This is a genomic window from Wenyingzhuangia sp. 2_MG-2023 (assembly GCF_030548295.1).
Lineage (GTDB): Bacteria > Bacteroidota > Bacteroidia > Flavobacteriales > Flavobacteriaceae > Wenyingzhuangia.
Genome location: NZ_JAUOSB010000006.1, coordinates 66,589 through 87,807, shown reverse-complemented (window position 1 = coordinate 87,807; position 21,219 = coordinate 66,589). Strand labels below are relative to the sequence as shown.

Genomic DNA, 21,219 nt, shown 5'->3' with positions numbered 1-21,219 from the left:
TATTTCAAAATTACTCAGCCAATTCTGCTGCTCTATAAGCTTCTACTAAATTGTAGAACTTATCTGCATCTGCTATGTATGATGTTGCAAATTCTGTAGATTGTGCATTTTGGTTGATTTGATATACAAATGATTCAAAATCAATTCCTAAATCAATTTTACCTCCTTTGACAAAAATCTCATTAAAATCAGAAATAATTTTATTGTGGGTATTTGTTTTTGTTCCTTCTGCTGTTAAGATTGCTTTAGCTGTATGTACTATCGAGCTATATGCAAAATAGATAGCATCACTTAATTTACCTGCTGACAAAGCTTCTTGAGCATTGGTTAATTTATCTTTAGAATCGTACAATAAAGTAGCCACTAAATCAATAACAACTCCAGCACATTCTCCTACTCCAACAGCTGTTTCGTATTTTTCTTCAGAACCCCAATCGATAAAATCAGAATCTTCTAAATTTGTAGCATCAGACAATGGCTTTAAGAAATCATAGAAATACTTTTGCCCACCTTTTTCATCATAATACTCAATAAAATCAACACCTCCAGAATTCTCGATGTAATCGTTTAAAATCAATCTCAATGCTTCTGGTCCTCTTTTAGATGGAATTTTAATTACTTTGTCTGCAATTCTTCCCTCTCCATTCCCTAAGGTTCCTCCACCTAACAAAATTTGCAAAGCAGGAGCAACGTATTTTCCTGACTTGATAGACATTCCTTGGAAACCAATATTACACAAGTTGTGTTGTCCACAAGCATTCATACATCCAGAAATTTTAATCACCAAATCAGAATCTACTGCAAATTCTGGATATTCCGCTTTCAAAACTTCTCCTAATTTTTCTGCAGCTCCTGTAGAAGATGCTATTCCTAAGTTACAAGTATCCGTACCCGGACATGCTGTGATGTCTGCAATAGACTCGTACCCTAAATCTGTAAATCCTAATTCTTTTAATTTAGTGTAAAAGAAAGGTAATAAGTCCTCACGTACATGACGAACTAATATATTTTGACGCAACGTAAAACGTAATTCATCTGCTGCGTATTCTTTAATCAATGCTGCCAAAGCTCTAGCTTCTGGCAAGTAAAAGTCTCCAATATTTACTTTAATTCCAATAGCAAACAAACCATCTTGCTTTTGGGCAAATACATTACTAGCCTTCCAAGCTTCGTAAGCATCCACATCCTCAATGGTTACTTCTGGTGCTACAATTGCTGATACATCTGGATTGTTATCAAAACCTTCTGTATTAATAACTACTGTTTGATTAGACAATGCCAATTGTTCTTTGGCAACCAACTCATTAAAAACTTCAAATCCTAAGTCTTTTACTAAGAATTTTAAACGAGCTTTTGCTCTTTTAGAACGTTCACCATATCTATCAAAAACACGTAAAATAGATTCCATGTAAGGAATAATTTTATCTGATGCTAAAAATTCATGAGCTACATCTGCCAAACGAGGTTGAGAACCCAATCCACCTGCTAACATTACTTTGAATCCGAAAACAGGTTTACCCTCTATCACTTTGATTTTAGCAATAAAACCGATATCGTGCATGTAAGACAAAGCTGAATCATCATCTGCAGATGAGAAAGAAACTTTGAACTTACGTCCTAATTCTTGACAAATTGGGTTACGTAAGAAAAATTTGAATACTGCATGTGCGTAAGGAGAAACATCAAAAGGCTCCTCTGGATTGATTCCCGCATCTGGTGATGCCGTTACGTTACGAACAGCGTTACCACAAGCCTCACGAATGGTCACGTCACTTTTTTCCAACTCTGCCCATAACTCTGGAGTTCTATCCAAACTTACGTAGTGAATTTGAATGTCTTGACGAGTGGTAATGTGCAAACGTCCTCTAGAATATTCTTCAGAAACATCACAAATACGCAATAATTGATCAGAAGTTACTTTACCATATGGCAATTTGATACGAATCATTTGAACACCAAACTGACGTTGTCCGTAAACACCACGTGCTAAACGTAAACTTCTAAATTTTTCTTCATCAATTTTACCATCGTAAAACTGTTGTATTTTATCTCCTAGTTCAATAATATCTTTTTGAACTATTGGATTTTCTATTTCTGATCTAAAACTTTGCATGGTCAAAAACTTTGTTTTTGTAGTCCAAAGTAGTAAGTAAAAAGTACAAAGACTTTGCTTAAAACTTAAAACTGTATTTTATAATTATTTCAAACTTAAAATTCAATTATACTATGTACTAACTACTCAGTACTTAATACTTAATACTTATTACTGAATAAATCCAGCTCCTGAGGTATTGTTTGTTTGAGGATCTATTAAAATAAAAGATCCTGTTGTTTTGTTAACTGCATACGTATCGTAAAACAAAGTCTTTGCTAACTTAAAGGATACTTTTCCTATTTCGTTAATCTTTAACTCTGTAGCTGAAGAATTTTCTCCTGAAAAATCAGTAGCAATCACAGCATCAATAGCCGTTACTTTTGCAGCAATAACATTTGCACCTTGTTGAATGAAGTATTTTTTACCCACCACTAAATTAGTAGCATCCATCCAACAAACTTTAGCATTTAAAGCTTTGGTTTCTTGTGGCAATTCTGATGATTTTACAATAATGTCTCCACGAGAAATATTGATATCATTTTCTAACGTTACATTGATAGAAGTACCTCTTTCTGCAACCGAATAAGACTTATCAAAAAAGTAAATTTCTTTTACTTTAGATGCTGTTTTAGATGGCAAAACCGTAACCTCATCACCTACTGCTAAACTACCACCGTATAATTTTCCTGCATATCCTCTAAAATCGTGAAACTCATCCATTTTAGGACGAATCACCGTTTGAACTGGCAAACGAGCTACAGATTCTTGATAAATATCTTGCGCTTCTAAAGCTTCAAAATGTTCTAACAAAGTAGTTCCTGTATACCAAGGTGTATTTTCTGATTTATCTACCACGTTATCTCCTAACAATGCAGACACAGGGATGAACGTAATGTTTTGTTTAGATCCTGATTTTTTAGCCAAAGATTCAATTTCAGTTTTAATCGCTTCAAACTTATCTTGCGCAAAATCAACCAAATCCATTTTGTTTACCGCTACAATAATGTCTTTTACTTCTAACAAATTATTGATAAAAAAATGACGGTATGTTTGTTCAATTACCCCTTTACGAGCATCTACCAAAATGATTGCTGCTTGTGATGTAGAAGCACCTGTAACCATGTTACGCGTGTATTCTACGTGTCCTGGAGTATCTGCAATGATGTAACTTTTCTTAGCTGTTGAAAAGTAAATATGAGCCACATCAATAGTTATTCCTTGTTCTCTTTCTGCAACCAAACCATCTGTAGCTAAAGAAAAATCTAAATAATCAAATCCTTTTTGCTTACTTGTACGCTCAATTGCTTCTAATTTATCGTCAGTTAAAGAACGTGTATCGTATAAAATACGTCCAATTAACGTACTTTTTCCATCATCTACACTTCCTGCTGTTGCTATTTTTAAAACTTCCATGTTTTTTTTAGTATCTGGTATCTAGTAGTTGGTATCTAGACTACTATTGAATCATTTATTTTTTATTTATTCAGTGTAACAAGTCTTGATACCTGTTACCTGATACTTGGATCTGTTAAAAGTACCCTTGTTGCTTACGTTTTTCCATGGCCGCTTCTGATCTTTTATCATCTATACGAGCACCACGTTCTGAAATTGAAGAATCTCTAATTTCTTCTACTACTTTAGAAATAGAAACTGCATCAGATAATACTGCTGCTGTACAGCTCATATCTCCTACCGTTCTAAAACGAACCATCATTTCTTTTACTTCTTCATCTTCTGCACGGAAAACCACATCATCTTCTGCAGACCAAATCATTCCGTCTCTTAAGAACACTTTACGTTTGTGTGCAAAATAAATAGAAGGAATTTCAATACTTTCTCTTTCTATATATGACCAAACATCTAATTCTGTCCAGTTAGAAATAGGGAAACAACGTACATTTTGACCTAATTCTATTTTACCGTTTAACAAGTCGAACAATTCTGGACGTTGGTTTTTTTCATCCCACTCACCAAAATCAGAACGAACAGAAAAAATACGTTCTTTAGCTCTTGCTTTTTCTTCGTCTCTACGAGCACCACCAATACATGCATCAAAACCAAATTCTTCAATAGCATCTAACAAGGTTTCTGTTTGCAACATGTTACGAGATGCATATTTTCCTGTTTCTTCTACCACTTTACCCGCATCAATATTGTCTTGTACATTACGTACAATCAACTCAACCCCTAACTCTTTTGTTAAACGATCTCTAAACTCAATCGTTTCTGGAAAGTTATGACCTGTATCTACGTGTAAAAATGGGAAAGGAATTTTAGCTGGCCAAAAAGCTTTTTGAGCCAATCTTACCAATGTAATGGAATCTTTACCTCCAGAGAATAACAATACTGGTTTTTCAAATTGTGCTGCTACCTCTCTTAAAATGTAGATTGCTTCACTTTCTAATGTATTTACTCTTAATTCGTTCATTTCTTTATTTGGTATTGTAGCAAATATCCGATATTTCCTACGTTATATCATTTTGTTCTGCATTCCTTTTAAGTATCTCTAATTACTTAAAGTTATGACTGGTTAATTATGCAACCCACACTCTCTATTTCCCAACACTTTTGTAGGATCAAAATATTTGTGTTCGTTTGGAATGCTATTTTCTTCTAAATATGCATCTAATTGTTCGTCAGAATAATTGTAAAATGGACTTACTTTTAAGATTCCATCTTCACCTTGAGAAACCACATCAATTGAGTTTCTAAACGCAGTCTGTCCTTTTCTTAAGTTTGTAAACCAAACATCTGGTTGATGTGCAGCCATTGCTCTTTTAAAAGGCTCTAACTTTACTTGCTCTGTAAACACTTTATGCATTGGGTCATCAATTTGAGGAATTCCCATCACAGCATCTCTGTGAGAAGAAGTTTGTTTTGGTACATACAAATCGATATTTAAATCTAACAATTTAATCAACTCCTCTGCATGTTTGTAAGTGTTACGAGTATTGTATCCTGTATCACACCAAATTACATCAATAGTTGGCTTCACATTAGCTACTGCGTGTAAAATAGCACCTTCGTAGGGTCTAAAATTGGTGGTGATTACCGGTTTATCAGCTTTAATAATAGCCCACGCTACAATTTCTGCTGGTGTTTTACCTGCTAACAACTCATTGATTTCAGCAATTTCTTGTTCTGTATATTTCTTAGTCATTTTTACCCCATTTTATTGAGTTCCAAGCTCGTTCGTGAAAAAAGTACAATATCATTTTTGTTACAAAATCGATAGATGCTATTGATGATGCCATAGATAGATTTCCTGTTGCATACCAAGACACTAATAAAGTATCTACAGTCCCAATCACTCTCCAACTTACGGCTTTTACCACACTACGAATTGGTTTTTCCGAAGAAACTGATTTCGTAAAGCTAACATCACTTTTACCGCTAAAAATTTTCTCTGTTATCATTCTATTCTATCGTTATCGCTAAATATCCTACCAAACAAGTAGGGAATTACAGCAAGTAGGTCGCAAAGATATAGTTTTAATTACATGCTCACAATAAAAAACATAAAAATCTACAAATTTAGTAGGGTAATGAAAAAAGAATTGATTTTATAAAACCTGTTTTATGTCAAAACAACAAAAAGACTATATGGTTTTTAAAATTTCAACAACAGTTGCTTCTTCATCTGAATGCACAAAAAGTTCTTGAAAATTAGGCATTAAAGCTCCAAAACCAGCCAAAGCAGCCGAACTTGTAGTATCTCTTACAAGAGGCTCTATTCCTTTAGCTTGCAAGGACTGTTTGATATGCTGCACCTCAACAATACTTCCTGAAAAAACTTTTACGTACGACATAAGAATATCCAATTAAGAATTAGTACTAATATAGGCTCTATAAGTTACAAAAATGATTGTAGAATTCCTAATAATTTACTTTTATAAACACCTAGATAAATTTATAAAAACTGAAGCTTTCCCCCATTAGAAAGCAATCAAATCCGCTAGGGAATTATTTCTAAATACTGCCAACGAGCTATCTCTTACTTGAATCATCAACTTATTTACAGCACAAACAGTTTCATCTGGACAATCGTCACACTTTTTGTAAAAATTTAAAGAAACACAAGGTACCATAGCAATAGGCCCTTCTAACGTACGAATAACATCCGTCATAGGAATATCTTTAGGCAAACGTGCCAAAAAATAACCACCTCCTTTACCTTTTTTAGAATCTAAAACTCCTGCTTTTCTAAGTTCTAAAAGTATACGTTCTAAAAATTTTACAGATATATTTTCATTTTCTGCAATTTCAGAAATCTGCACTGGGGTATTTTTATTCTGCAGAGCCAAATAAGTCAAGGCTTTGATTCCGTATTTTGTTTTCTTTGATAACATAAGTACAAATATACAAATCCTACTTTTATAGTAGGGGAAAGATTTCAAATGAAAATCTATCAAATACATTACTTTAAAAAAATCATTTAACTCACTCAAAAACTTGTAATTAACCATGCAAAAACTTTAGAAAACCTGTACAAACACAGCTTGTCCAAACTCCTTATTCACTAAATTTGAGTATGAAATATTTTTAGAATCTCTAACTCAAAAACGCAAGTCCATGAAAAACCTTACCTATTGCCAATACTATGATTTGATCCTAAAAGCAAAAAAAAACAATCCTTATTTGTACGTAGCCACTTACAACGAAGCAAAAAGGAATTTAATTCCTGAACAGTTTACATTATTACAACAAAAAATTTCAAATGCAGCCGCATAACAAACACAACCATTTCGCAACTACGGAATGGTTTTTTAGATTTTAAGAGAGTAACAAATTACAGAATCGATTTCCGAAAAGAATCGTATAAATATTAAAACCAGAACCTCCTCTTTTGTTATTTTCACATTCATAATCAACTCTATCTACTAAAAATTATTTCAACAACAAACAAAAGCCCAACGAAAAAATCATTGGGCCAAGTTGAGTATAAAACAAACTTAATTAATAAAACATTTTACTAATTAATACCGATATAAACGAAACCATCTTCTATTTTTACTGGATACACAGCAATAGTATAGTCTTCTCCGTTTAAATTCTCTCCCGTTTCTAAAGAGAACGTTTTTTTATGTAATGGACATGCAATTTTTGGTGTTCCACAATCCTCACCAATCATACCTCTAGAGAGCACCATTTCCATTTTATGTGGACACACATTTTGAGAAGCATACCACTTTCCTTCTACAGTAAAATTAAATACTGCTATTTGTTTATCGTCAATCTTTACACAAGCACCTCCGTTTTCAGGAAATTTAGATACTGGTGCTGCTTTGAACCATGTTGTAACTTCAGATTCTGAGATTGTTTTATAATTTTCTAAAATTGAATTCATCTTTTTAATTTTTAAGCATTTGTAATTAAGACCACAGTTTTGGCATTTTTTGATCTCTTAAAGACACAAATTCAATATTGCTATCTTCCGCTTCTGAGTTTACAAAATGTGCAAAACGATTGTTATTTTCATCAATGTTTTCAATAGCTTCTTTCCACTCACATCTGTACGAGTTAATCAATCCTGCCATATCTCTCTCTAAGCCTTCACAAATCCCTAAAGAATCATTAATCACCACATCTTTTACATGCGCTATACCTCCTTCTATCTTATCTAACCAAGCTGCTGTTCTAATTAACGGTCCAGCAGTTTTTATATAATACATCAAAAATCTATCTGTATACTTCAACACAGTCTCATTGTCAATCTTTTCTGCCAACAACTCTGCATGCCTTGGATTTGCACCACCGTTACCTGCAACATATAAGTTCCAACCTCCATCTACAGCAATAATTCCAAAATCTTTACATCTTGCTTCAGCACACTCACGAATACATCCTGAAACCCCTCCTTTGAATTTGTGCGGAGAACGAATCCCTTTGTATCTATTTTCCATTTCAATGGCAAAACTAACCGATTCATCCATACCGTAACGACACCACGTAGAACCCACACAAGATTTTACTGTACGCAATGATTTTCCGTACGCATGACCACTTTCAAAGCCATAATCGATCAATTCCTTCCAAATCAATGGCAACTCGTGTAATTGAGCTCCAAATAAGTCAATACGTTGACCTCCTGTTATTTTTGTGTACAAATCATATTTCTTAGCAATCTCTCCGATCTGAATCAATTGATCTGGAGTAATTTCTCCACCTGCAACTCTTGGCACTACAGAATAAGTACCGTTACGTTGAATGTTTGCTAAAAATTTATCATTAGAGTCTTGAATTACATTGTGCACATTTGCTGTATCATTGTAAATACTTGCGAACAAAGATGCCGCAACAGGCTTACAAGTTTCACAACCTAATTTCCCTTTTCCATGTGTAGATAATAATTCAGCATAGGTTTTAATCCCTTTCAGCTTTACAATATCATACAATTCTTGACGAGAATACTCAAAATGCTCACAAACCGTTTCTTTAACTGTAATTCCCTGTGCTTTTAGGGTTTCTGTAATCAAATCATTCACCATAGGCTTACACCCACCACAACCCGTAGTAGCTTTAGTTTCTGCAGCAACACCTTTTAAGGTTGTGAAACCCTCTTCAACCTTACAACAAATATCTCCTTTGGTTACTGCTTCACAAGAACAAACAACTGCAGCATCTGGCAAATCTAACACAGAACCAAACGAAGCATCTTCACCTCCTCTAGAACCCAAAATTAAATCTTCTGGATTTTCAGGAATTTTCATTCCGTTTAAAAAGATTTGATGTAACATATTATAATCAGAAGCATCTCCTACTAAAATACCTCCTAATAATTTTTTACCATCCTTAGAAACATTTATTTTTTTGTAAATCCCTTGAAATTTATTTTCATAAACAATAGATTCACTTTCTTTATTTTCATTTAAAGCATCACCAAAACTAGCTACATCAATTCCACTTAGTTTTAACTTTGTAGACATATCAATAGAAGTTGGCATAGCTGCTTCTGTATTTCCTAAAATTTGATCTACTGCAACTCCAGCCATATCATAACCAGGAGCTACCAAACCATAAATCATATGATTCAACAAAGCACACTCTCCTATTGCAAAAATACAAGCATCTGAAGTTTTCATATCGTTTGTAACTACAATACCACCACGAGTACCAACCTCTAAACCACATGTTTTTGCCAACTCATCTCTTGGACGAATTCCAGCAGAAACCAATAACATATCTACGGGCAAGGTTTCATCTTCAGAAAACTTCATTCCCGTGATTGCTTCATCACCTTCTATGTTCTGAGTTCCTTTATTTAATAAAATATCAATTCCTAAGTCTTCTAATTTTCTTTGCAATACTTTACTTGCATCCCCATCCAACTGTCTTGGCATCAATCTAGGAGCAAACTCAACTACAGAAGTTTCTAATCCCATATCTAAAAGCGCTTTTCCCGCTTCTAAACCAAGCAAACCACCACCTAAGATTGCTGCTTTTTTAGGAGATCCTTCTGCTTTTATTTTGGCTACATAAGCCATGGTAGCATCTAAATCTTCAATAGTTCTATACACAAAAACACCTTTTTTCTCAACTCCTGGAATTGGAGGCACAAAAGCAGATGACCCTGTAGCCAATATCAAATAATCATAAACATACTCTTTATCACTAATTGTCGTGATTGTTTTGTTGTCTCTGTGAATATCTGTAACACGTTCATTGGTTATCAACTCAATATCATTTGCTTCATACCAAGACCTTGGAGCCATACTCAATCGCTCTGCATCTTGATCTGCAAAATACTCACTTAAATGGACCCTATCATACGCAGGTCTTGGCTCTTCACCAAAGACAACTACCTTATAAGCTCCCTTTTCTGTTTTAGCCATAAGCTTCTCACAAAACTTATAACCCACCATTCCGTTACCTATTACTAAAATTGTTTTCATATTTAAAGAAGTTTGTTTTACTTTGTACTACACAGCAAATATACGTAGTAATACTTAGATTAACAAATTGATTCGTAGATTTGCTTCATAAATACGTAGAAAAATGAGTTACAACTGTACAAATTGCACCAACGACAACTGTTTGATTAAAAAAAACCTTGTTCATATCAACAATGTAAATCCCAACATAACGGATCAGAAGCATACGATACAGTGTAAGAAGACTAGGCAATTTATAATGGAAGGTGCACCCGTAAACGGTCTGTACTTTATTTATAGTGGAAAGGTAAAAGTCATCAAAACAGGTTATAATGGTAAAGAACAAATTTTACGTCTTTCCAAAGAAGGCGAAGTTATAGGACACCGTGGTTTTGGTATGGGAGAAACCTATAAGATTGGTGCTACTGCACTAGAAGACACTATACTATGTAACTTCTCAACCTCCTTACTAAAAGAGATCCTTTTGGCAGAACCTAAAGTAACATTTGATTTTATGCACTTTTATGCCGAAGAATTGAACAGGAGTGAAACCAAAGTAAAAACCATGTCACAAATGACTGTTAGGGAAAAAGTTATTGACATGCTCTTATATATATACAGAAAATTTGGAGATAAAGAAGAAGGAACCATAGGACTAGAATTATCCAGAAAAGAGCTAGCAGATTACGCAGGAACCACTGATGAGCAAGTAATACGTATTCTATCAGCATTAAAGAAAGAAAGCCTAATCTACACCAAGTCAAAATTAATCAAGATACTAGACATCAACAAGTTAAAGAAAGAAATATCAGAACACAACTTCTTTTTAGATAGCTAAAAAATCAACACATACAAATTCAAACAATATAAAACTGCTAATCAGCAGTTTTTTTTATTCCTAAAAACACATATTAAGCTGTAAAAACAACAACTACTTAAATTAACTACGTATATATCTTTGTAAAACTAAGTACGAATACGTAATTAACTAAAAGGACACTTAATATGAAAATCACATTTTTAAAGATTTCTACGCTTTTTACTGCAGCTATTTTGCTAGCTTCTTGTGGAGGAAAGAAAAAAGAAACAAAAACTGAAGAGGTTGCAACACCCGTAACAGCAACTTTAGAAATTGAAAAACCACAATTAACTTTTGGTTTTATCAAACTTACAGACATGGCTCCTTTAGCCATCGCAAAAGAAAAAGGCTTTTTTGAAGAAGAAGGATTGTTTGTCTCTGTTGAAGCACAATCTAATTGGAAAAATATTTTAGACCGTGTGATTGATGGACAATTAGACGGATCTCACATGTTGGCTGGTCAACCGATTGCTGCTGGAGCAGGATTTGGACGTCAAGCAGCCTTGGTAACTCCTTTTTCTATGGATTTAAACGGAAATGGAATTACTGTTTCCAATAAAGTTTGGGAAGGAATGAAACCGCATGTTAAAAAAGACGAAAATGGCAAACCAATTCACCCAATTAGCGCAAACGCATTAAAACCAGTAATTACACAATACAAGAACGAAGGAAAACCATTTAAAATGGGAATGGTATTTCCAGTATCTACCCACAACTACGAAATTAGATATTGGTTAGCAGCAGCAGGAATCAAACCAGGAATGTACTCTTCAGACAACATTCAAGGACAAATTGATGCAGATGTTTTATTGTCAGTAACCCCTCCACCACAAATGCCAGCTACATTAGAAGCAGGAACTATTTACGGATACTGTGTAGGTGAACCTTGGAACCAGCAAGCAGTTGCCAAAGGAATTGGAGTACCCGTTACTACTAATTATGACATCTGGAAAAACAATCCTGAAAAAGTATTCGTAATGACAAAGAAGTTTGTGGAAGAATATCCAAATACTGCAGTAGCTGTAACCAAAGCTTTGATTAGAGCAGGACAATGGTTAGATGCTCCCGGAAACAGAACAGAAGCTGTAAAAATATTATCAATGCCTCAATACGTTGGAGCTGATGAAACTGTATTAGCAAACTCAATGACTGGTACTTTTGAATTTGAAAGAGGAGACAAACGTGACATGCCAGACTTTAACGTATTCTATCGTTACAACGCAACCTACCCTTTCTATTCTGATGCTGTTTGGTTTTTAACTCAAATGAGAAGATGGGGACAAATTCCTGAAACAAAACCAGCAGATTGGTACGACACCAAAGCAAAAGAAATTTACAGACCTGATATCTGGAAAAAAGCTGCTGATTTATTAGTTTCAGAAGGTAAAATTCCTGCTACTGACATTCCAACTACCGATGGATACAAGCCTGCCACTACCGACTTTATTGATGGAAACAAATACGATGGTAAGGATCCAATCGGTTACATCAATTCTTTTAAAATTGGAAACAAAGACTAATCCTCTTCAGACAGATTAAGAATACTCTATAAAGTACGGAGCACAACCAAAGTGCTCCGTGTTTTTAAAATACCACTGAATTTTTAAGCGCATTAAGGAAAACACAAGAAATATCATGAAAGATTCAATCATAAGAGGAGTTAAATTTATCGGCTTAGGTTTTTTAGAACCACTGATACGTTTGATATGTAAAGAAGACCCTAAAAAAAACACAAAAGAAATCTTTAGAAAAATAATAGCCCCAATAGCATCCATCTTCATTTTTGTTGGATTGTGGCAATTAGGATCTACTGCTCTTTACAACACAGAAGCAAATTACAAAATAGAGGCAACCTTAAAAAGTCAAGGAGAGGCCGAAGCTCAAAAAATTAAGGAATGTATGGAATCTGGCGAACCAAATTGCCAACCCAACACACTCCCATCACCCGCTCAAGTATACGCAGCATACCAAACACTCTTAAAAGATCACCGAGTAATTGCAGCAGACAAAAAAGCCTTTAAAGAAAAGACTTTTGAAATGAATAAAAAACGTGTTGCTCAAGGTAAAAAAGCAATCACATACACAGGAAGACCTTCTTTTGTAGACCAAATAAAAACAAGTTTAAAAACTGTATTCGCAGGATTTTTCTTAGCATTATTCATCGCAGTCCCAATTGGGATCATCATCGGGCTAAGCAAAACCTTAAGAGGTTCTATCAACTGGATCATTCAAATATTCAAACCCGTATCACCCGTAGTATGGTTATTATTAGTTTTTATGATTGTAAAAACATTGACCAAAAATTCAGACAGCGATAGTTCTTTTATCATCTCGTTTATATCTGTAGGATTATGTTCCATGTGGGCAACCTTGGTAAATACAGCCATGGGTGTTGCCTCTGTTAACACAGATTATTTAAATGTAGCCATGGTATTGAGATTAAGACCGATGCAAAAAATATTCAAAGTGATTTTACCCGCTTCCTTACCATTAATATTTACAGGTTTACGTATTACTTTATCCGTAGCCTGGATGGTATTGATTGCTATTGAATTGTTAGCACAATCACCAGGTTTAGGTTCTTTTGTTTGGGAAGAGTTTCAGAACGGAGCAATGGATTCTAACTCAAAAATCATTGTCGCCATGTTCGTCATCGGTATGATTGGTTTCGCTTTAGACAGAATTATGTTGTTTATTCAAAACTTGATTTCTTTTGAAAAAGAAACAATCTAACAACCAAAACACTGAAGAATTATGGCAATTTTAGAACTTAAAAACATATACAAAACCTACAATCCTACAAAGGAATACAAAGGTGAAATTCTTGAAGACATCAATTTAACTATTGAAGAAGGAGAGTTTGTAGCCATCGTAGGATTTTCAGGAAGTGGAAAAACAACCCTGGTAAACTTGATCAACGGCTTGCTAAAACCAACCGAAGGAGAAGTACTTTTTAAAGGAAAACCAGTAGAAGGAACTAGTCACGAACGTGGTGTTATTTTTCAAAACTACTCTTTGCTCCCATGGCTAACCGTGTATCAAAACATAGACATGGCCATTCAAGAAGCCTTTCCAAAAAGCTCTAAACAAGAAAAAGACGTTAGAGTAAAAGAACAAATAGAAATGGTTGGCTTGACACATGCCACCAACAAAAGACCCAAAGAACTTTCTGGAGGTATGAGACAACGTGTGTCTGTTGCAAGAGCGTTAGGAATGAATCCAGAAATGATTATTATGGATGAACCTTTAGGAGCTTTAGATGCATTGACTCGTGGAAACCTACAAGACGAAATTCTTAAAATATGGGAACTTAACAAAAGAACAGCTTTATTAATTACCAACGATGTAGACGAAGCTTTATACATGGCAGACAGAATTATCCCTTTAAAACCAGGTCCAAAAGCTAGCTTAGGCCCTGAATTTAAAGTAAACATCTCAAGACCTAGAAACAAAACAGAATTAAACGACAATGCTGACTACAAAAAAACTCGTAATCAAATCATTGAGTATTTGATGGATTTGGGTGAAAAACAAGCAGCAGAAAGCACTACAGAATACGAACTTCCAGACATCCAACCTAAGGATTTTAGATGGGATTCTAAATAAAAAAACAAACAATTATGAACACAACGAACAACTCCACCATAGAACGTTTTCCTTCTAACGAAGTAATGCTCGACTTAATTGATTTGAAAAAAGTATACCCTACTCCAAAAGGTGACTACATAGTTTTAGAAAACTTAAATCTTCAAATCCGAAAAGAAGAATTTATCACCATTATTGGACATTCTGGTTGTGGAAAAACCACGATGCTCTCTATGATTGCAGGTTTGAATGAAATTTCTGGAGGAAAAATATCTGTATTAGGAAGCAGCATTAAAGGACCAGGACCCGACAGAGGTGTTATTTTTCAATCTCCAAGCCTAATGCCATGGCTAACCACTATGGAAAACGTAATGCTTGGTGTACGAAAAGTATACCCTCATGCTACAAAAAAACAAAAAGAAGACATCTGTAAATACTACTTACACAAAGTAGGAATGGACAGCACTTTTAACAAAAGAGCTTCCGAAATTTCTCAAGGAGAACAACAACGTGTAGGTATTGCAAGAGCTTTTGCCATAAAACCTAAAGTTTTATTATTAGACGAACCATTTGGAATGTTGGATTCTTTGACTCGCGGTCAATTACAAGATGTATTGATTGACGTTTGGAACAAAGAAAAAATTACCGCAGTAATGATTACTCACGATGTAGATGAAGCCATTTTTCTTGCAGACAGAGTGGTTATGATGACCAGTGGACCTAGAGCAAAAATTGGAGACGTTTTGTCTATAGATTTTGAAAGACCTAGAACTCGTAAAGCCATCTTAGAACACGATGACTATTACACATACCGAAAACATTTGATTGATTTCTTAGAGCACTAATTATGACAAGCATCATATAAAGACATCCTAAAGACAACTATTATTATTCTACTAAATTAAATATAAATACTATCATTATGAAACTTACAAAATCATTACTAGCCGCAACTTTTGCTTTTGCAACAATCGCAAACGCACAAGAAGCTCCAAAATTTTCTTTATCTGGAGAATTTAGACCGCGTACAGAATGGAGAGACGGATTTAACTACAAATCAGGAATTGGAACCGTAGGAACAAACAACGCTGGTCTAGAAGGTAGCACAGGATACATAAGAACAGATGTAAGAGCCGCCTTAAAAGCTACTTACACAACAGATAGTTATACTTTATTTACTAGTTTTCAAGAAGTATTTGTATTGGGAGATCGTACTCAGATTGATGAAACCAGCAACGGAAATTTTAGAGTACAAGAAGCTTGGGCAGACATCAAATTAGGAAAATACTCAAGTTTAAAAATAGGTCGTCAACCTTTATCTTATGACGATCAAAGAATTTTAGGTGGTCTTGGATGGGCACAACAGGCAAGAACTCATGATGTAGGAGTTTTTAAATACAAAAAAGAAGGATATTCTTTAGATTTAGGTTTTGGACACAACTCAACAGGAACTGATGCTTTTTACACAAGCGCTAAATTATTTTCTTACAAAAACATTGCTTTTGCAAGAGCTAATAAAACCTACGGAAACTTAAATATTAGTGCATTGGTTTTAAACAACACATTTGAAGTTTCTACAGACGGAACAGATGCTCCAAACTACGATTTATTAACAGCAGGAATTCATGCAGATTTAAAATTAGACGCATTGACATTGAGCGCAAATGGATACATTCAAGATGGTAACAGAGCGGGGGGAGCTGATGTTAAATCTGCATTTTTAGCGAGTATTTTAGCAAAATACAACGCTACTGAAAAAACAACCTACGGTCTTGGATACGAAGTGATTTCTGGAAAGACTAGCGAGTCAGCAGCATTCTTTCCTTTGTACGGAACCAACCATGCCTTCAATGGATTTATGGATAGATTCTATGTTGGTAACAACGCAAACAATGGTGGTTTAAAAGACCTACAAGCTTCTGTTGCTACCAAATTAGCAGGTTTTGGCTTAACACTTACCGGCCACTACTTTAAAGAACATACCGAATTTGACGGTTTGGAAGACAAAGATTTAGGTTCTGAATTGGATTTTACAATCGCAAAAGGATTCAAAGGATATAAAGTTGTTGCAGGATATTCTCAATATTTTGAAGCAAACAAAACAGCCTTGAACGCAAAAGATACTCAAAACTGGGCATGGGTTATGTTGATCATTGCTCCAAAGTTTTTATAGCAAATTAAGGGAATCCTTAAACCTTAATTATTCAGTGTTAAAAGCTCAAGTATTTTACTTGGGCTTTTTTCGTTACAACACCTCATCCCCTTTAATACAAAAAACACCACAAACTACGATAAAACATTTTAGGTAATGATTTAACCCATAACACAAAAATGAAAATATACGTAATTTTCGTAGGTAGAATAGTACAAGTTCCAAAGTCACACATATCATGAGTTTTTTATCAAGCCTCTTTAGTAAAAAGAAAACTGTTGCAGAAAGCATTCAATTACTTCCTGCAGAAACAGTTGCATTGGTACAAACTTCTTATGAAGCCATCAAACCTATTGCAGCAACTGCAGCAAAAATATTTTATTCCGAATTATTTGAATTAGACCCAAGCCTAAAACCTTTATTCCCTACTTCCAATAAAACCAAAATGAAAGAGCTAGGAAATAAACTAACCAAAATGTTAGCAACAACAATTACTGGCCTTTCTAATCCAGAAGTTTTAATTCCTGTATTACAAGATTTAGGGAAACGTCACATAAACTACAACATAGAAAAGTCACATTACGATACTTTTGGCTCTGCACTCTTAAGAACATTAGCCATCAGCTTAGGGGATGATTTTACTACTGAAACAAAACAAGCATGGGAAGACACCTATGGACTGATAGCATCTGTAATGATAGAAGCAGCTTATTGAAAAATATTTATTTAAAAAATTCAACATGGAAAACATCAAATTAAACTTAAAAAAAACATCTTTATTTCTTTCTCTTATCATCATCTACTAGAAGATTTTTTTTAGAGAAAAACCACTTATAAAGTATGCAAAATATTTAGTTTCTTGATACAGAAACCACAAGCATCATGCTCAATTACAATCACATGATTGGAGTGCGAATGCCCTAAAATAAAATTCCATTTTTCGTTTTTATAATTCAATTTTGTAGCTCAAATGATTCATTTCATTTGAGCTTTTTTATTCCAAAAAAACAACCTATTTTATCATCAGCTGAAAGAAACGGACAAACAAAACTACGTACATATACGTAATGCATACGTAATTTTTTATATATTTGCGTAAGCATTCTATTTTAAAACAAATCTCATGTCTATAAATACATCATACAAATCAACCTGTTCTTACTGTGGAGTCGGTTGCGGAATCATTGTCGATAAAGACGTTAACGGAATCTTAAAAGTAAAAGGAGATACTGAGAATCCTGTAAACATGGGTATGCTTTGCTCTAAAGGGATGAATTTACATTATGTAGCACAAGATACTACAGATAGGATATTATACCCAGAAATGAAATGGAGTAAAAACCATCCTTTAAAAAGAGTTTCTTGGGATACTGCTTTTGACAGAGCTGCAGCGGTATTTAAATCTATCATCAAAAAACACGGGCCAGACAGCGTAGGTTTTTACGTATCAGGGCAATGTTTGACAGAAGAATATTATTTGGTCAACAAACTAACCAAAGGTTTTATAGGAACTAACAATGTAGACACCAACTCTAGATTGTGTATGAGTTCTGCTGTTGTAGGATACAAAAAAGCATTGGGTGAAGATTCTGTACCTATTGCTTATGCAGATATTGAATTGGCAGATACATTTTTAATTACAGGAGCCAATCCTGCTTGGTGTCACCCTATTTTATACAGAAGATTAGAAAATCATAAAGAAGCGAATCCAGACACTAAATTTATTGTTGTAGATCCTAGAAAAACACAAACTGCCGCTATTGCCGATTTGCATTTACAAATTCAGCAAGGAACGGATGTTGTTTTGAATAATGCTATTGTTCGTGAATTGTTAGAAACAGGAAAAGCAGATTATAATTTTATAGAAAACTACACCAACAATTTTGAAGACGTAAAAAAACAAGTTTTTGAAACATCTCTAGAAGATGCAGCTAAAATTTGTGATGTTTCTTTAGACGACATCAAACTTGCAGCAAAATATATTGGAGACGCTAAAGGTTTCATTAGCATGTGGACCATGGGGCTAAACCAAAGTATTATTGGTGTTGACAAAAACGTATCCTTATTAAACATTTCTTTAGTAACGGGACAAATAGGAAAACCCGGATCTGGACCTTTCTCATTAACAGGACAGCCCAATGCTATGGGAGGACGTGAAGTTGGAGGAATGGCTAATTTATTAGCTGTTCACAAAAACTTAGACGATGCTGTGCACAGAAAAGAAGTTTCCGATTTTTGGAATAGCAATCCCATCAACCCAAAACCAGGATATACTGCCACCAAAATGTTTGATGCTCTAGACAAAGGAGATTTAAAAGCTATTTGGATTATTTGTACCAATCCTGTGGTAAGTTTGCCAAACTCTAACAAAATAGAAAGAGCACTAAAAAAAGCAAAATTTGTAGTTGTTCAAGACATTTCACACAATTCTGAAACCACCAAGTTTGCAGACTTGTTATTACCTGCTGCTGGCTGGTTGGAAAAAGAAGGAACCATGTCTAATTCTGAACGAAGAATTTCTTATTTAGAAAAAGGTATCGATCCTCCTGGGGAAGCTTTACCCGATGCCGAAATCTTATGGAAATTTGCACAAGCCATGCAATACAAAGGATTTGATTACAAAAACACTGAAGAAGTTTACCAAGAATACTGTCAAATGACCAAAGGAACTAACATTGACATTAGCGGCTTGTCTTATCAAAAACTAAAAGACAACGGAACCATTCAGTGGCCTGTTCCTACCAAAGATAGTTTAGGAACCCCTAGGTTGTTTACTGACAAAAAATTCTACACCCCAAGCGGAAAAGCGAATTTTAATGCTGCTCAAAATATTTACAATCAATCAGAACAGCCTACAGAAGAACTCCCTTTGATATTAAACACTGGTCGTATTCGTGACCAATGGCACACAAGAACAAAAACGGGAAAAGTAAAACGCTTGTTAACACATATTGATGGACCTTATGTGGAAATGCATGAAGACGATGCCAAAGCTAGAGGTGTGGAAGAAGGAACTATTGTGGTTGTAAAAAACGGAAGAGGAACTACTCGTGTAAAAGCAGTAATTAATAAAGATATCAAAAAAGGATCTGTATTTATGCCAATGCACTTTGGTAGGGTTTCGGGTAGTGATTTTGGTCGTGCCAACAATCTTACCAATGAATTGATAGACCCAATTTCTAGCGAACCGGATTTTAAACATGCCGTAGCAGAAGTTACCAAATTCAAAAAAGAAAAACAAAAAATCTGTTTGATTGGAGCTGGATCTGCTTCTTATAGATTTATACAAACCTATAGAGAACATAATTTTGAAGACGAAATTGATGTTTTCTCTTTAGAGCCTTACCCTTTTTACAATCGTGTGATGTTGCCAGAATACATCAACGAGGAGATGACTTGGGACCAATTGCAAAAAATAAAAGAAGGTGAATTAGACAAACTAAACGTAACCTTACATGCTAATTGTAGTATTGAACACATCAACAGAGAAGAAAAAACAATTGTAGACAGTAACGGAAAAACACATTCTTACGATCTATTAATCATGGCAACAGGTAGTAGAGCTTTTGTACCTAAAAACTACAAATTAGACATGCCTGGAGCTTTTACCATGCGTACTAAAAAAGATGCAGATGACCTTAAAAGCCATCTTAAAAAGACAGGATTACCAGACAACGAACAACACGTAACTATTGTTGGTGGTGGTTTGTTAGGTTTAGAACTCGCAGCTTCTTTGTCTAAAATAGATGTAAAATCGAGCATTATTCAACGTGCCAACCGATTGATGGAACGTCAATTGGATTTGATATCTAGTAGATTATTAGGACAAGATGTTGCGGAAAGAGGTATTCAAGTACATTACAATAATGAAGTAGATACTGTTTTTGAAACCGCAAAAGAAACCGAGTTAGAAGTTCGATTAAAAACTGGAAAAGTCATCAAAACCAATGCGATTGTATACGCTATTGGAACCATTCCTAATATTGAACTAGCAAGAGCCATCAAACTAAATTGTGGTAGAGGTGTTGAGGTAAACCAACATCTACAATCTACAGATCCAAGTATTTTTGCTTTGGGAGAAATTGCTCAATTCGGCGGTTGGTTGTTTGGTATTACATCTGCTGCAGAACAACAAGCAGACATCGCTGCTAAATACATTCTTGGAGATTTAGGTAGCATTTACGAAGGTTCTGTATTGATGAATATTTTAAAGTTTGAAAACTTAGATTTGTGTAGTATAGGTAACATTGAAATTCCGAAAGGAGACAAATCTTACGAACAAATTGTATTGACAGACGAACGCAAACGCTACTATAAAAAATGTGTGGTAAAAGACGATATTTTGGTAGGAGCTGTATTGATGGGAGATAAAAAAGAATTTGCAGAATTTAAGACCCTAATAGAAGACCGTGTGGAATTGTCTGACAAACGAGACGAATTGCTACGTGGTAGTGGTGGAGGAGAACCTGTAATAGGGAAATTAGTTTGTTCTTGCAGTCAAGTTGGAGACGGAAATTTAAAACAAGCCATTGCTGGAGGTTGTACAGATTTTGCCGAATTGTGCAAAACCACGGGAGCTGGTTTGGGTTGTGGAAGTTGCAAACCCGAAGTAAGAGACATTTTGAAAGAATCATTAACACCTGTTAACGCATAGTAA

Annotated in this window: 18 protein-coding genes; 9 read left to right on the top strand and 9 right to left on the bottom strand. The window is 34.7% G+C overall.

The window, feature by feature from the left end; all coding sequences use genetic code 11:
• Positions 1-10: 10 nt before the first annotated feature.
• The 7 genes from Q4548_RS08865 to Q4548_RS08835 all read right to left on the bottom strand — a co-directional run bounded on the left by Q4548_RS08865 (position 11) and on the right by Q4548_RS08835 (position 6,444).
• Positions 11-2,113, bottom strand: coding sequence for a HEPN domain-containing protein (locus tag Q4548_RS08865; RefSeq protein ID WP_303453874.1), 2,103 nt, complete (start codon positions 2,111-2,113; stop codon positions 11-13).
• Positions 2,114-2,263: 150 nt separating this feature from the next.
• The gene (locus Q4548_RS08860; RefSeq protein WP_303453871.1) at positions 2,264-3,508 is read right to left on the bottom strand and encodes a sulfate adenylyltransferase subunit 1; all 1,245 of its coding nucleotides are present in this window, start codon (positions 3,506-3,508) and stop codon (positions 2,264-2,266) included.
• Between the two features lie 115 nt (positions 3,509-3,623).
• Positions 3,624-4,523, bottom strand: a complete 900-nt coding sequence (cysD, locus tag Q4548_RS08855) for a sulfate adenylyltransferase subunit CysD (protein ID WP_303453869.1) — start codon at positions 4,521-4,523, stop codon at positions 3,624-3,626.
• 102 nt (positions 4,524-4,625) lie between these two features.
• A complete protein-coding gene (locus tag Q4548_RS08850) occupies positions 4,626-5,255 on the bottom strand; it encodes a phosphoadenosine phosphosulfate reductase family protein (RefSeq protein ID WP_303453867.1) in 630 nt (209 codons plus the stop codon).
• Entirely contained in the window at positions 5,248-5,511 is a 264-nt protein-coding gene (locus tag Q4548_RS08845; protein ID WP_303453864.1) for a DUF2061 domain-containing protein, read from the bottom strand. Before Q4548_RS08845 ends, Q4548_RS08850 begins: the two co-directional genes overlap by 8 nt.
• Positions 5,512-5,694: 183 nt before the next feature.
• Positions 5,695-5,904, bottom strand: a complete 210-nt coding sequence (locus Q4548_RS08840) for a DUF2007 domain-containing protein (protein WP_303453861.1) — start codon at positions 5,902-5,904, stop codon at positions 5,695-5,697.
• Positions 5,905-6,030: 126 nt separating this feature from the next.
• Positions 6,031-6,444: an Rrf2 family transcriptional regulator gene (locus Q4548_RS08835; RefSeq protein ID WP_303453858.1), complete on the bottom strand. Its 414-nt coding sequence runs from the start codon at positions 6,442-6,444 to the stop codon at positions 6,031-6,033.
• A 223-nt stretch (positions 6,445-6,667) separates the two neighbouring features.
• Between Q4548_RS08835 and Q4548_RS08830 the strand changes: the two genes are divergently transcribed.
• The gene (locus Q4548_RS08830) at positions 6,668-6,826 is read left to right on the top strand and encodes a hypothetical protein (protein WP_303453855.1); all 159 of its coding nucleotides are present in this window, start codon (positions 6,668-6,670) and stop codon (positions 6,824-6,826) included.
• A gap of 241 nt (positions 6,827-7,067) precedes the next feature.
• Here the strand turns inward: Q4548_RS08830 and nirD are convergent, their stop codons facing one another.
• Together nirD and nirB are read right to left on the bottom strand one after the other, a co-directional pair.
• Positions 7,068-7,442, bottom strand: a complete 375-nt coding sequence (gene nirD, locus Q4548_RS08825; RefSeq protein ID WP_303453853.1) for a nitrite reductase small subunit NirD — start codon at positions 7,440-7,442, stop codon at positions 7,068-7,070.
• 25 nt (positions 7,443-7,467) lie between these two features.
• Positions 7,468-9,987: a nitrite reductase large subunit NirB gene (nirB, locus tag Q4548_RS08820; RefSeq protein ID WP_303453851.1), complete on the bottom strand. Its 2,520-nt coding sequence runs from the start codon at positions 9,985-9,987 to the stop codon at positions 7,468-7,470.
• Between the two features lie 103 nt (positions 9,988-10,090).
• Here nirB and Q4548_RS08815 point away from each other — a divergent pair, with 103 nt between their 5' ends.
• From Q4548_RS08815 to Q4548_RS08780, 8 genes are all read left to right on the top strand, one after another.
• Complete coding sequence (locus Q4548_RS08815; RefSeq protein ID WP_303453849.1) at positions 10,091-10,804, top strand: Crp/Fnr family transcriptional regulator; 714 nt, start codon at positions 10,091-10,093, stop codon at positions 10,802-10,804.
• A 167-nt stretch (positions 10,805-10,971) separates the two neighbouring features.
• A complete protein-coding gene (locus Q4548_RS08810) occupies positions 10,972-12,345 on the top strand; it encodes a CmpA/NrtA family ABC transporter substrate-binding protein (protein ID WP_303453846.1) in 1,374 nt (457 codons plus the stop codon).
• 115 nt (positions 12,346-12,460) lie between these two features.
• A complete protein-coding gene (locus Q4548_RS08805; RefSeq protein WP_303453843.1) occupies positions 12,461-13,558 on the top strand; it encodes an ABC transporter permease in 1,098 nt (365 codons plus the stop codon).
• 21 nt (positions 13,559-13,579) lie between these two features.
• Positions 13,580-14,431, top strand: a complete 852-nt coding sequence (locus tag Q4548_RS08800; protein ID WP_303453841.1) for an ABC transporter ATP-binding protein — start codon at positions 13,580-13,582, stop codon at positions 14,429-14,431.
• A gap of 14 nt (positions 14,432-14,445) precedes the next feature.
• A complete protein-coding gene (locus tag Q4548_RS08795) occupies positions 14,446-15,255 on the top strand; it encodes an ABC transporter ATP-binding protein (RefSeq protein ID WP_303453839.1) in 810 nt (269 codons plus the stop codon).
• A gap of 77 nt (positions 15,256-15,332) precedes the next feature.
• Positions 15,333-16,583, top strand: coding sequence for a hypothetical protein (locus Q4548_RS08790; RefSeq protein ID WP_303453837.1), 1,251 nt, complete (start codon positions 15,333-15,335; stop codon positions 16,581-16,583).
• Positions 16,584-16,800: 217 nt separating this feature from the next.
• Positions 16,801-17,277 carry a globin family protein gene (locus Q4548_RS08785; protein ID WP_303453835.1) on the top strand — a complete coding sequence of 159 codons (477 nt, stop codon included), beginning with the start codon at positions 16,801-16,803 and terminating at the stop codon, positions 17,275-17,277.
• A gap of 408 nt (positions 17,278-17,685) precedes the next feature.
• Positions 17,686-21,216: a nitrate reductase gene (locus Q4548_RS08780; RefSeq protein ID WP_303453832.1), complete on the top strand. Its 3,531-nt coding sequence runs from the start codon at positions 17,686-17,688 to the stop codon at positions 21,214-21,216.
• Positions 21,217-21,219 lie beyond the last annotated feature (3 nt).

Excerpts from the sequence above, each read along its gene's own strand:
- Q4548_RS08865 (WP_303453874.1), bottom strand. The coding sequence starts at position 2,113 with ATGCAAAGTTTTAGATCAGAAATAGAAAATCCAATAGTTCAAAAAGAT.
- Q4548_RS08860 (WP_303453871.1), bottom strand. The coding sequence starts at position 3,508 with ATGGAAGTTTTAAAAATAGCAACAGCAGGAAGTGTAGATGATGGAAAA.
- cysD (WP_303453869.1), bottom strand. The coding sequence starts at position 4,523 with ATGAACGAATTAAGAGTAAATACATTAGAAAGTGAAGCAATCTACATT.
- Q4548_RS08850 (WP_303453867.1), bottom strand. The coding sequence starts at position 5,255 with ATGACTAAGAAATATACAGAACAAGAAATTGCTGAAATCAATGAGTTG.
- Q4548_RS08845 (WP_303453864.1), bottom strand. The coding sequence starts at position 5,511 with ATGATAACAGAGAAAATTTTTAGCGGTAAAAGTGATGTTAGCTTTACG.
- Q4548_RS08840 (WP_303453861.1), bottom strand. The coding sequence starts at position 5,904 with ATGTCGTACGTAAAAGTTTTTTCAGGAAGTATTGTTGAGGTGCAGCAT.
- Q4548_RS08835 (WP_303453858.1), bottom strand. The coding sequence starts at position 6,444 with ATGTTATCAAAGAAAACAAAATACGGAATCAAAGCCTTGACTTATTTG.
- Q4548_RS08830 (WP_303453855.1), top strand. The coding sequence starts at position 6,668 with ATGAAAAACCTTACCTATTGCCAATACTATGATTTGATCCTAAAAGCA.
- nirD (WP_303453853.1), bottom strand. The coding sequence starts at position 7,442 with ATGAATTCAATTTTAGAAAATTATAAAACAATCTCAGAATCTGAAGTT.
- nirB (WP_303453851.1), bottom strand. The coding sequence starts at position 9,987 with ATGAAAACAATTTTAGTAATAGGTAACGGAATGGTGGGTTATAAGTTT.
- Q4548_RS08815 (WP_303453849.1), top strand. The coding sequence starts at position 10,091 with ATGAGTTACAACTGTACAAATTGCACCAACGACAACTGTTTGATTAAA.
- Q4548_RS08810 (WP_303453846.1), top strand. The coding sequence starts at position 10,972 with ATGAAAATCACATTTTTAAAGATTTCTACGCTTTTTACTGCAGCTATT.
- Q4548_RS08805 (WP_303453843.1), top strand. The coding sequence starts at position 12,461 with ATGAAAGATTCAATCATAAGAGGAGTTAAATTTATCGGCTTAGGTTTT.
- Q4548_RS08800 (WP_303453841.1), top strand. The coding sequence starts at position 13,580 with ATGGCAATTTTAGAACTTAAAAACATATACAAAACCTACAATCCTACA.
- Q4548_RS08795 (WP_303453839.1), top strand. The coding sequence starts at position 14,446 with ATGAACACAACGAACAACTCCACCATAGAACGTTTTCCTTCTAACGAA.
- Q4548_RS08790 (WP_303453837.1), top strand. The coding sequence starts at position 15,333 with ATGAAACTTACAAAATCATTACTAGCCGCAACTTTTGCTTTTGCAACA.
- Q4548_RS08785 (WP_303453835.1), top strand. The coding sequence starts at position 16,801 with ATGAGTTTTTTATCAAGCCTCTTTAGTAAAAAGAAAACTGTTGCAGAA.
- Q4548_RS08780 (WP_303453832.1), top strand. The coding sequence starts at position 17,686 with ATGTCTATAAATACATCATACAAATCAACCTGTTCTTACTGTGGAGTC.